The following is a 9907-nucleotide window of genomic DNA, read 5'->3' as shown; positions in this document are numbered from 1 at the left end:
GCGGCCAGCTGCTGGCCGCGGGCAACGGCGACTGGGGCTTCACCGCCTTCGCCCTGGCCGGTGTCTCCTCGATGGTGTTCATCGGCATCGCCGCCCTGCGCTCGGCCAGGCAGCCGCAGCCCAGCAACGACCAGGAGAAGCTGGTCGCCGCCCACTGACCGGCCCCCGCCCGGACCGGTCCGGCGCCGCGCCCCTGCCACGGGCGCGGCGCCTTGCTACGGCTCTCCGGTGGGCTCCGCCTCCAGACCGGTGCAGGCCAGCTGCCCCGCCACCTCGGCGCATGCCTCCACGCCCCGGGGGGCCGGCACCGCGAGCATCGGGCTGGTGTAGCCGACGGAGTCCTCGGCGGGATAGCTCGCGGAGAGCACGTCCTGCCCGGCCCGGACCGAGACCTCCCGGGCCTGCGGGGTGTGCAGCCGCACCTCGGACCAGGCGGTGCCGCAGGCGGGGGACCAGCGCAGCCGGACGTCGTAGGCGACGCCGGTGACGCGGCTCTTGGTCCGCGCGTCCCGGTCGCACGCCGACGCGTCCGGCAACTCGCCCTGGCAGGACCGGCCATGACAGCGGGGTGCCGCCGACACCGGCTGCGCACCCGGTGTGCCGCGCCGGTCCGAGACGGTCACGGCGGCTGCCGTCACCCCGGCCACGGCGAGCAGCGCGAGCGCGGTCAGCGGCAGCCGCCACGACCGCCTCGCCGGTGGCCCCACCTGGGGCGTCTCGGCGACCGGCGGTCCCGCGGGGGCCTCGTACAGCGCCAGTACGGCCGCGGGGTCGGCGCCCGCCAGCCGGGCCAGGGCCTCCACGGCCGGGCGCGGCGGCCGTTTGTCGCCGGAGAGGTAGCGGTGCCAGGCGGACTTGCTGTAAGGGGTGCGGGCGGCCAGCGCCGCGAGGCTCAGTCCCGTACGCTCCTTCAGTTCGCGCAGCCTCGCCGCCGGCGACTCGTCCGATGGGGTGGTTCTCGCTCCTTCGGAGTGCGGCATGTTGCGTGCCTCGACTTCATTACGCTATGGGCGTTTCGCCCCTGTTGTCGGAATGGCTTCCCATCGGGACCGGGCCCGCAATCGGCGAACAGGTGTGAAGACGGTGAATCAGGGGGTGCATGTCGAAGACCTGTTCGGGAACCCGGGGTTCCCGAACAGGTCTCTGGGGTCAGGGAGTGCGGCGGTAACGGCCCGTCAGCACCACGGGACGGCGTGGCCGACCCGGACGTAGTGGGCGGAGACGTACCCCTTGTGGTGCGGGAGCCGGTACCAGGTGTGGTTGCCGCGCACCGAGCCGCCGTACGTCTTGCAGGCCAGCGGGACGAGCCGGTTGTGGTGGCGGTGGCTCACCACGCGGTAGCGGGTGCTCGGGCCGGAGCGGACGTTGAGCCGGACGCGGTGCGTGGCCACCCGGCCGACGGTCCGGTACGCGTAGTGGCGGTGGTGGAGACGGTGGGCCGCCGGCGCCGGCAGGGTGGTGTAGTTGTAGTACTGCACGATTCCCTGCGGTGCGGGGACCGGGGTGGCGGCGCTCGCGGTGGCGGCTCCGGCCGTGGGCAGGAACGCGAACACCGCGACCGTGGCCAGCAGGCCGTTCTTCAGGATCCGACGGGACATGGAAACCTCCGTGCTGTGGTGCCGGTGACCACGAAGCGTGATCACGAATCGGAGCGTTTCCGTGCCGGACCGTCACCATGTCGTCCCCGCGTGCCCTGGAACGGCTGGGACGTCCCAGGGCACGCCGGCCTCAGCCCATCTGGTCCTCGGCCGACAGGTGCTCGACCGTCTTCCCGGTGGCCGTGAAGGTCCGCGTGACATACCCAGACGAGTACACCCACAGAATCCGCAGTGGGGTGTCGCCGACGTTGCGGAACAGGTGGGGGACGGGGGACGGGACGTACGTGGTGTCGAACCGCTCGAGCCGTGTCACCTCGCCGTCCACCCACACCTCCGCCTCGCCCTCCAGGATCGTGACGTGCTCGTCGCAGTTGTGCGAGTGCAACGGCGCCCCGGAACCCACCGGGTAGACGCTCATCCCGCTGGTGATGAGGTTCTCCCCGCCCGCCGACGGCGTGGTGATCAGCGGGGTCGACAGCACCGCACCGCCGCGGTCCAGCAGGGGCACGGACGCGGCCTTGATGATCGTGGTCATCCCGGGGTTCCTCTCCAGTACGGCGTACCTGACACGCCGACCGACGGTAGGCCCCGTACGCGCGAACGGGTGCCCCCTGGCGTGCAGTTTTACCTTGCGCTCCGGGAGGTGTGAGCGTCCGCGAAGCGGTTGTAGCGTCACCTCGCAATCCACGGCCGCCGGAGAGAGAAGGCAGGTACCGGCCCCATGAGGCTCCCCGTTCTCAGCGAAGACGACATGGACCCCCGCCAGCAGGAGCTGGCCGCGCGGATCGCGGGCCGCCGCGGCGCCGTCCGCGGCCCGTTCCGGGTCTGGCTGCACAGCCCGGAGATGTGCGAACGCGCCGAGTCCCTCGGTGCCTTCGCCCGCTTCGACTGCAGCCTCCCCAAGCACCTGCGCGAGCTGACCCTGCTGATGGCCGCCCGCAACTGGGACGCCCAGTACTCCTGGAACGCCCACGTCCACCAGGCCGTCGAGGCCGGCATCCCGGAAGCGGCCGTCGAGGCCATCGCCGAGAAGCGCGAGGCGGTCTTCGAGGACGAGGCCGACCAGGCGTTCTACCAGTTCTGCCGGGAGGTCCTGGAGGAGCACTTCGTCACCGACGAGACCTTCGCCCGCGCCCTGGCGCACTTCGGCCCCAAGGGGCTGGTCGACACGATCGGCGCGCTCGGCAACTTCACCATGCTCGGGATGTGCCTCAACACCTTCCAGGTGGACCTCCAGGCCGACAGGGAGGCACCGTTCCCGGACATCCGCGGTTACGGCCGGATCGCCCCGGAAGGAGCCCGATCCGGGGCCTGACCATGAGAAACGCGGCCGATCTTTTAAGCGGAGAGCCGTTGACAGGATTGCCGACATTCGATTTGTCTGGGTGACCAGCGCGGGCGAGCCGCACGCGCGTTCGGAGGAAAAATGGATCGCTTGCTCCTCATGCACAGCTTCGTGACCGTCGCCCAGGTCGGCAGTTTCAGCGGAGCCGCCAAGAAGCTCGGCTCGTCCGGCTCCCTGGTGTCCCGGCACGTGGCGGAGCTGGAGCGGCAGATCGGCGTACGCCTGGTCAACCGCACCGCCCGCTCCGTGAGCCTCACCGAGCCGGGCCAGCGCTACGCCGAATTCGCCGCCCGCATTCTCGACGAGATCGAGGCCGAGGACGCCGGCATCGCCCAGCTCCACGACCGGCCCGAGGGCACCCTCAGCGTCATCTGTCCGAAGTGGATAGGCAGCCTCGACCTCGGGGACGCCATCGCCGCGTTCTCGGCCACGCATCCGAAGATCCAGGTCCGGTTCGAACTCGGCGGGATGTCCGACCGCACCTACGACTTCCTGGACAGCGGATTCGACGTCGCCTTCCACACCCGCGACCTCAGGGACTCCAGCGTCCGGCTGAAGAAGATCGCCTCACTGCCGTTCGTGCTGTGCGCCTCCGCGGAGTACATCGAGCGGTGCGGCACGCTCGCCCACCCGAACGACCTCGCCGCCCACGACTGCCTGGTCCACCTCAACGACCCGGTCTGGCGGATAGGCCACGGGCACACCAGCACCCTGCACAAGATCCGCAACATCGCGTTCTCGTCCAACTCCTACATCGCCCTGCAGAAGGCGGCGGTGCACGGCCGCGGCATCGCCCTGCTGCCCCAGCGCCCGGTCTACGACGACCTCGTCTCCGGCGCTCTCCAGGTGCTGCTGCCCGGCCTCGCCGTACCCGACCGCCCGCTGTACGCGATCTACGGACCCGGACAGGACACCCCGCGCAAGATCAGCGTCTTCCTGGACTTCCTCGCCGAGTGGTTCGCACAGAACCCGATTCCCGCGATCCGGTCGTAGCCGGGGCCGCAAGAAACGCTTGCGCATTCCGTAGAGCTCAGGCCATTGAGCCCCTCACGAGCCGAAATCTACGCTCGCGAGGCGACCCGGAAACGAGGAATCCATGGGAATCCAGAGAATCGAATCGGTCACCTACGGCATCGACGACCTCGGCGTATGCGTCCGGTTCTTCGACGACTTCGGGCTGTCGATGGTGGAACGGACCGACGAGCACGCGGTGTTCGAGACCCGTACCGGCCAGACCGTTCACCTCGACACCGTGCCGTCGCCGTCGCTGCCGGCCCCCGTCGAGGACGGGCCCACGCTGCGCGAGGTCGTCTGGGGCGTCGACACACCGGAGGAACTGGAGCGCCTGGTGGCCGAGGCCGGCCGGGACCGCGAGGTCCGCGAGAGCGCCGACGGCGTCCACCACACCGTCGACGAGACCGGCTTCGGCGTCGGCCTGACCCTGGCCCGCCCCACCCCGGCCCCGGTCGCGCCCCGCCCGGCCAACACGCTCGGCAGCGTCACCCGCTGGAACACCGCCCTGGAGCCGATCACCCGGGTCCGCCCGCTGCGCATGTGCCATGTCGCCCTGAACATCTTCAAGGAGGGCCGGGAGGCGGCCGTCGGCTTCTACGTCGACCGGCTCGGGTTCCGCCCGACCGACGTGGTCGAGCCGATGGGCGTCTTCATGCAGGCCCCCGGCGACGACGACCAGCACACCATGCTGCTGTGCCACCGCCCCGACAAGGCGGGCGTCAACCACATCGCCTACGAGGTGCCCGGCTTCGACGACGTCATCGAGGGCGGCAACTACATGATCGAGCACGGCTGGCGGGAGGCCCGCAGGCTCGGCCGGCACACCATCGGCTCCAACGTCTTCCGCTTCCTGCACGCCCCGTGCGGCGGCCGCGTCGAGTACGCCGCCGACATGGACCGGGCCGACGAGAAGTACGGCACCCGGGTCCACGAGACGACCCCGCCGCACCACATCTGGGCCCTGCGCACCAACCGCGACCAGGAAGCCCCCACCGCGTCCTGAACCTGGGCCTGAACCTGAGAGGGCACCCCCTTCATGACCACCGACCACGGCTATCCCGCCGTCCGCATGTACATAGCGGGCGAGTGGTGCCAGGGCGGCTCCGGACGGACCGCCCCCGTCGTCAACCCCGCCACCGAGGAGACGATCGGCGAGGTCCCCCTCGCCACCCCCGCCGACCTGGACCGAGCGCTCGAAGCCGCCGAGCACGGGTTCAGGGTGTGGCGCGCGACCTCGATCGCGAAGCGCAGCGCGATCCTGGACCGCGCCGCCGACCTGATCGCCGAACGCGCCGCCGGCATCGGCCGCGTGATGACCCTGGAGCAGGGCAAGACCCTCGCCGAGTCGACGGGCGAGGCCCGGCGCACCGCCGACACCCTGCGCTGGCACGTCGAGGACGCCCGGCGCGCGTACGGCCGTATCATCCCGTCCGCGCCCGGCACGGTTCTCACCGTCCGCCGCGAACCGATCGGCCCCGTCGCCGCCTTCGTCCCCTGGAACTTCCCGGTCGGCGGACCCAACCGGAAGATCTCCTCGGCCCTCTCGGCGGGCTGCTCGATCGTCATCAAGGCCTCCGAGGAGACGCCGGCGACGGCCGCCGCCCTGGTGGCGTGCTACGCGGACGCCGGCCTGCCCGCCGGGGTGCTCAACCTCGTCTTCGGCGAGCCCGCCGAGGTCTCGGCGCACCTCATCGCCTCCCCGGTCACCCGCATGATCGCCTTCACCGGCTCGGTGCCCGTCGGCAAGCTCCTCGCCGCCGAGACCGGCAGGGTCATGAAGCCGTCCCTGATGGAACTCGGCGGCCACGCCCCGGTCATCGTCTGCGCCGACGCCGACCCCGGACAGGCCGCCCGCCGGGCCGCCCAGGCCAAGTTCTTCAACGCCGGCCAGGTGTGCACCTCACCCAGCCGCTTCCTGGTCCACGAGTCCCTGGTCGAGGACTTCACCGCCGAGTTCGTGAAGGCCGCCGAGTCGGTCGTCGTCGGCGACGGTCTGACCCAGGGCACCACCATGGGTCCCCTCGCGAACGAGCGCCGGCTGCACTCGACCGTACGGCTGACGGCGGACGCGGTCGGGAAGGGAGCAACCGTCCTCACCGGCGGCGAACGGCTCGACCGCGCCGGTTACTTCTTCGCGCCGACCGTGCTCACCGACGTACCGGCGGACGCGGACCTGCTGTCCGAGGAGCCGTTCGGACCCCTCGCCCCGATCGTGCCCTTCCACGACCTCGACGACGCCCTGGCCACCGCCAACTCGCTGCCGTACGGCCTGGCCGCCTACGGTTTCACCAGGTCGGCCGCCACCGCCGAGAAGCTCGCCGACGGGCTGGAGGCGGGCATCCTCTCCCTCAACCACTGCGGCGGCTCGGTGCACGAGGCGCCCTCGGGCGGGGTCAAGGACAGCGGGTACGGCCGGGAGGGCGGGCCGGAGGCACTGGACGCCTACCTGATCACCAAGCGCGTCTCCCACCTGCTGACGCCATGAGGTACGCGCGAGTTGCGGTGGAGGGCCGGGCGGTCTGGGGCCGGGTGGGGCCGACGGCCGTGGAGCTGCTGTCCGGGTCGCCGCTGGAGGGCGACCCGGAGGTCCGCGGCACGGTCCCGGTCGCCGAGGCCGTCTGGCTGCCGCCCGTCGTGCCGGGCGTGTTCTACGCCGTCGGCTACAACTACCCCCGGCACATCGAGCACGCCGGTGCCACGACCCCCGACCGCCCCGAGGCCGGCTACCGGGCCAACAACGCGCTCACCGGCCACCGTTCGCCGATCGTCAGACCGGCCGAGGTGACCGGACGCTTCGAGGCCGAGCCGGAACTCGTCGCCGTCATCGGCCGCACGGTCCGGTACGCGACGTACGACGACGCCCGCAAGTCGGTCTTCGGCTGGACCATCGGCAACGACGTCAGCGCCCGTACCTGGCAGCACCAGGACCGCACGTTCTGGCGCAGCAAGAACAGCGACACGTTCAAGCCGATGGGGCCGTGGATCGAGACCGAGGTGGACGCGCTGGCCCAGACGACCACGCTGAGCGTCAACGGCGAGGTGCGCGCCACGTTCCCGACCGGGGACATGGTCTTCGATCCCTTCGACTTCATCGTGGAGATCACCCGGCACATCACCCTGCACCCCGGTGACGTGCTGTGGATGGGCGCCGAGTCCACGTGTCAGATCGACCCCGGCGACACCGTCGAGGTCGCGATCAGCGGCATCGGCGTGCTGTCCAACCCCGTACACCTGGAAGGCAACCACTCATGACCGCGGAACCCCGCTACATCCACCACGTCAACTTCCCCACCACCGACCCCGACCGCACCGCGGCCTGGTACACCAAGGTCTTCGGGATGAAGCGCATCATGCCCAAGTCCAACACCCGCGTGGTGCTGATGACCCGGGGCACCTTCGACCTGCACTTCACCCCCGTCGAGGAGATGGAGCGCATGGCGCCCTACCACTTCGCCGTCGAGGTCGACGACTGGGACGACTTCCTCGCCCATCTCAAGGAACTGGGCATCCGGCACACCCGGCCGATCGAACGCCCCGAGAACCAGTCCAAGTTCTGCTACATCCACGACCCCGACCACACCATGATCGAGCTCGTCTACCACAGCCGCCGCCCCAACTAAGCGCATCAGTACGGGAGTTCACCCCATGCCCATCGCCGACTCCGACGGCACATCCATCTACTACGAGCGCCACGGCAGCGGCCCGGCGATCCTGTTCGTGCACGGCAGCGGTGGACACCACGCCGCCTGGTGGCAGCAAGTGGCAGCGCTGCGCGAGGAGTTCACGGTCGTCACCGTGGACCTGCGCGGCTTCGGCAAGTCCGACTCGTCCATGGCGGAGTTCGACGGCCAGGACTTCCCCGGCGACGTGGTCGCCGTCCTCGACCAGGAGGACATCACCGACGCCATGCTGGTCGGCCAGTCCATCGGCTCCGTCGCCGCCCTGCGCGCCGGCCTGCTGCGCCCCGAGCGGGTCTCCTCGGTCGTCCTCGGCCACTCCCTCGGCGGCATCAGCCACCCCGAGCTGAAGGAACTGGCCGCCGCCGACCGCGCGGAGGCCGTGAAGCTGCCCGTCATCGACCGGCTGCTGACCAGATCGTTCCAGCAGGAGCGGGCCGACCTCACCTTCCTCTTCCAGCAGATGGGCACGTTCAACGTGGCCAGGATGCAGGACCTGCGCAACCTCGACACCAACGGCCCCACCCTGGACGAGATCCGGGCCTCCGGCGTGCGGGTCGCCTTCCTCGCCGGGGAGAAGGACGCGGTCCTCAGCGTGAAGACCGTGACCCGCGCCCACGAACTGCTGCCCGGCTCGCACCTGGAGATCGTCGAGGGCGCCCCGCACTCCATGTACTGGGAGACGCCCCAGCAGTACAACGCGGCCGTCAGCCGGCTCCGCCGCACCCTCACCGCACCGAAGGAAGCAGCATGACCAGCCTCACCCTGGCCGCCGCCGAGGAGATCATCGGCGCCGCCCACCAGCGCGCCCAGGAGATCGGCAAGGCGGTGAGCGTCGCCGTCGTGGACGCCGGCGGCTTCCCGATCGCCATCCGCCGCCCCGACGGCGCCCGCCCGCTCACCCCCGACATCGCCCGCGCCAAGGCCTATACCGCGGCGATCATGCAGCGCCCCGGCAACATGCTGAAGAAATGGCAGGAGTCCCAGCCGGTCTTCTTCTCCCAGCTCTCCCAGCTCCCCGGCGCCGCCCTGCCGATCATGGCCACCGAGGGCAGCCTCACGATCAAGAAGGACGGCGAGATCATCGGCGGGCTCGGCATCGCCGGCGGCACCGCGGACGAGGACCAGCGGATCGCCGAGGAGGTCCTGAAGGCCCTCGGCTACGAGCTGGAGTTCGCCGCGTGGGGCGTCGCCGGCGGAAAGGACTGACACCATGGCGGACACGTTCAACTACCGCATCGACCACCACGGCAGCCTGGTCCGCCCGGCAGGCCTGTCCACCGCCGACCCGGAGGCCGTCGACACGGCGGTCCGGGAAGTGGTCGCCTACCAGCGCAAGCTGCGCTCCACCGTGGTCACCGACGGCGACTTCCCCCGCGAGGACTTCCGCAGCGCCGTCCTCGACGGCGTGTCGGGCTTCCGCCGTACCGGCGAAGTGGGCCCGGACGGCCTCGCCCGCTGGGTCGCCGAGGCACTCCCCAAGGCCAACGGCCCACTGCTCGCCGACTGGGCCGCCAAGCTCGCCGACCTGACGGTGATCGCCCCGAAGGCCACGCTGCCCTCACCGGCGTATCTGGCGGCCACCACTTTCCAGCCCGACCTCGGCATCTCCTCGGCCCGGGAACTCGGGGAGGCCCTCGCGGAGATCGTCCGGGCCGAGATCGAAGCTCTTGTCTCGAAGGGCGTCCGCCTGATCCAGCTCGACAACCCGCTCCTGCTGGCCCAGTCGAGCACCGACCCGGCCGACCCCGGCGCCCTGTCCTTCGCGGACGCGCTGGCCGTCGACGCGTCTGCGGTACGCCTGGACGAACGCTCGGAGAGCGTCCGCATCGGCCTCGCCCCCGGCTGGTCGGCCCCGGCCGAGGTGGACCGGGCCCGCGCCGAGCAGCTGTACGCCGGCATCGACGCCGACCGCTGGATCCTCCCCTTCGACCAGGGCACGCAGGCCGAACTCGACCTCGTGAAGGCACTCCCGGACGACAGGGACTTCTGCCTGGGCGTGGTCGACGCGACGGCGGCGCAGCTGGAGGACATCGACACCGTGATGTCCCGTATAGACGCGGCAGCCGAGTTCAAGGACCTGGAGGACGGCGCCGTTTCCCCGTCGCGGGGCTTCGCGGACGTGGCGTCGAGGCCACTCCTGACCGCGGAGGACCAACGCCGCAAGCTGGTACTGGTCGAGACCATCGCCCGGTACTGCTGGGGCAACGAGTTCTGAGTCGTCCGCGGCGCCGTCGTGGCCGGTCGCGCAGTTCCCCGCGCCCCTGAAGGGG

Annotated in this window: 12 protein-coding genes; 9 read left to right on the top strand and 3 right to left on the bottom strand. The window is 70.9% G+C overall.

Annotation, left to right across the window (positions count from 1 at the left end; genetic code table 11):
* Positions 1 to 215: 215 nt before the first annotated feature.
* From ACWGKQ_RS51360 to ACWGKQ_RS51350, 3 genes are all read right to left on the bottom strand, one after another.
* Positions 216 to 980, bottom strand: coding sequence for an XRE family transcriptional regulator (locus ACWGKQ_RS51360; RefSeq protein ID WP_453299035.1), 765 nt, complete (start codon positions 978 to 980; stop codon positions 216 to 218).
* Positions 981 to 1175: 195 nt separating this feature from the next.
* Complete coding sequence (locus ACWGKQ_RS51355; protein ID WP_453299034.1) at positions 1176 to 1598, bottom strand: SH3 domain-containing protein; 423 nt, start codon at positions 1596 to 1598, stop codon at positions 1176 to 1178.
* 130 nt (positions 1599 to 1728) lie between these two features.
* Positions 1729 to 2133: a cupin domain-containing protein gene (locus ACWGKQ_RS51350; protein WP_453299033.1), complete on the bottom strand. Its 405-nt coding sequence runs from the start codon at positions 2131 to 2133 to the stop codon at positions 1729 to 1731.
* Positions 2134 to 2349: 216 nt separating this feature from the next.
* Here ACWGKQ_RS51350 and ACWGKQ_RS51345 point away from each other — a divergent pair, with 216 nt between their 5' ends.
* The 9 genes from ACWGKQ_RS51345 (at position 2350) to ACWGKQ_RS51305 (ending at position 9852) form a co-directional block, all read left to right on the top strand.
* The gene (locus tag ACWGKQ_RS51345; protein ID WP_453299036.1) at positions 2350 to 2913 is read left to right on the top strand and encodes a carboxymuconolactone decarboxylase family protein; all 564 of its coding nucleotides are present in this window, start codon (positions 2350 to 2352) and stop codon (positions 2911 to 2913) included.
* A 111-nt stretch (positions 2914 to 3024) separates the two neighbouring features.
* Positions 3025 to 3936 carry a LysR family transcriptional regulator gene (locus tag ACWGKQ_RS51340; RefSeq protein WP_453299032.1) on the top strand — a complete coding sequence of 304 codons (912 nt, stop codon included), beginning with the start codon at positions 3025 to 3027 and terminating at the stop codon, positions 3934 to 3936.
* 103 nt (positions 3937 to 4039) lie between these two features.
* A complete protein-coding gene (locus ACWGKQ_RS51335; RefSeq protein WP_453299031.1) occupies positions 4040 to 4960 on the top strand; it encodes a VOC family protein in 921 nt (306 codons plus the stop codon).
* A 33-nt stretch (positions 4961 to 4993) separates the two neighbouring features.
* Complete coding sequence (locus ACWGKQ_RS51330) at positions 4994 to 6442, top strand: NAD-dependent succinate-semialdehyde dehydrogenase (RefSeq protein ID WP_453299030.1); 1449 nt, start codon at positions 4994 to 4996, stop codon at positions 6440 to 6442.
* A complete protein-coding gene (locus ACWGKQ_RS51325) occupies positions 6439 to 7209 on the top strand; it encodes a fumarylacetoacetate hydrolase family protein (RefSeq protein WP_453299029.1) in 771 nt (256 codons plus the stop codon). The genes ACWGKQ_RS51330 and ACWGKQ_RS51325 overlap by 4 nt, the downstream gene beginning before the upstream one ends.
* A complete protein-coding gene (locus ACWGKQ_RS51320) occupies positions 7206 to 7577 on the top strand; it encodes a VOC family protein (RefSeq protein ID WP_089102621.1) in 372 nt (123 codons plus the stop codon). The genes ACWGKQ_RS51325 and ACWGKQ_RS51320 overlap by 4 nt, the downstream gene beginning before the upstream one ends.
* A 25-nt stretch (positions 7578 to 7602) precedes the next feature.
* Positions 7603 to 8388, top strand: coding sequence for an alpha/beta fold hydrolase (locus tag ACWGKQ_RS51315; RefSeq protein ID WP_453299028.1), 786 nt, complete (start codon positions 7603 to 7605; stop codon positions 8386 to 8388).
* A complete protein-coding gene (locus ACWGKQ_RS51310; protein WP_453299027.1) occupies positions 8385 to 8843 on the top strand; it encodes a GlcG/HbpS family heme-binding protein in 459 nt (152 codons plus the stop codon). Before ACWGKQ_RS51315 ends, ACWGKQ_RS51310 begins: the two co-directional genes overlap by 4 nt.
* A gap of 4 nt (positions 8844 to 8847) precedes the next feature.
* Positions 8848 to 9852 (top strand): methionine synthase II (cobalamin-independent)-like protein, encoded by a 1005-nt coding sequence (locus ACWGKQ_RS51305; protein WP_453299026.1) that lies wholly within the window; start codon positions 8848 to 8850, stop codon positions 9850 to 9852.
* Positions 9853 to 9907 lie beyond the last annotated feature (55 nt).

It is taken from the genome of Streptomyces sp. NPDC054770, assembly GCF_053611985.1.
This window is presented reverse-complemented; position numbering and strand designations above follow the sequence as displayed.

Excerpts from the sequence above, each read along its gene's own strand:
- ACWGKQ_RS51315 (WP_453299028.1), top strand. The coding sequence starts at position 7,603 with ATGCCCATCGCCGACTCCGACGGCACATCCATCTACTACGAGCGCCAC.
- ACWGKQ_RS51310 (WP_453299027.1), top strand. The coding sequence starts at position 8,385 with ATGACCAGCCTCACCCTGGCCGCCGCCGAGGAGATCATCGGCGCCGCC.
- ACWGKQ_RS51325 (WP_453299029.1), top strand. The coding sequence starts at position 6,439 with ATGAGGTACGCGCGAGTTGCGGTGGAGGGCCGGGCGGTCTGGGGCCGG.
- ACWGKQ_RS51330 (WP_453299030.1), top strand. The coding sequence starts at position 4,994 with ATGACCACCGACCACGGCTATCCCGCCGTCCGCATGTACATAGCGGGC.
- ACWGKQ_RS51305 (WP_453299026.1), top strand. The coding sequence starts at position 8,848 with ATGGCGGACACGTTCAACTACCGCATCGACCACCACGGCAGCCTGGTC.
- ACWGKQ_RS51320 (WP_089102621.1), top strand. The coding sequence starts at position 7,206 with ATGACCGCGGAACCCCGCTACATCCACCACGTCAACTTCCCCACCACC.
- ACWGKQ_RS51340 (WP_453299032.1), top strand. The coding sequence starts at position 3,025 with ATGGATCGCTTGCTCCTCATGCACAGCTTCGTGACCGTCGCCCAGGTC.
- ACWGKQ_RS51360 (WP_453299035.1), bottom strand. The coding sequence starts at position 980 with ATGCCGCACTCCGAAGGAGCGAGAACCACCCCATCGGACGAGTCGCCG.
- ACWGKQ_RS51355 (WP_453299034.1), bottom strand. The coding sequence starts at position 1,598 with ATGTCCCGTCGGATCCTGAAGAACGGCCTGCTGGCCACGGTCGCGGTG.
- ACWGKQ_RS51345 (WP_453299036.1), top strand. The coding sequence starts at position 2,350 with ATGGACCCCCGCCAGCAGGAGCTGGCCGCGCGGATCGCGGGCCGCCGC.
- ACWGKQ_RS51350 (WP_453299033.1), bottom strand. The coding sequence starts at position 2,133 with ATGACCACGATCATCAAGGCCGCGTCCGTGCCCCTGCTGGACCGCGGC.
- ACWGKQ_RS51335 (WP_453299031.1), top strand. The coding sequence starts at position 4,040 with ATGGGAATCCAGAGAATCGAATCGGTCACCTACGGCATCGACGACCTC.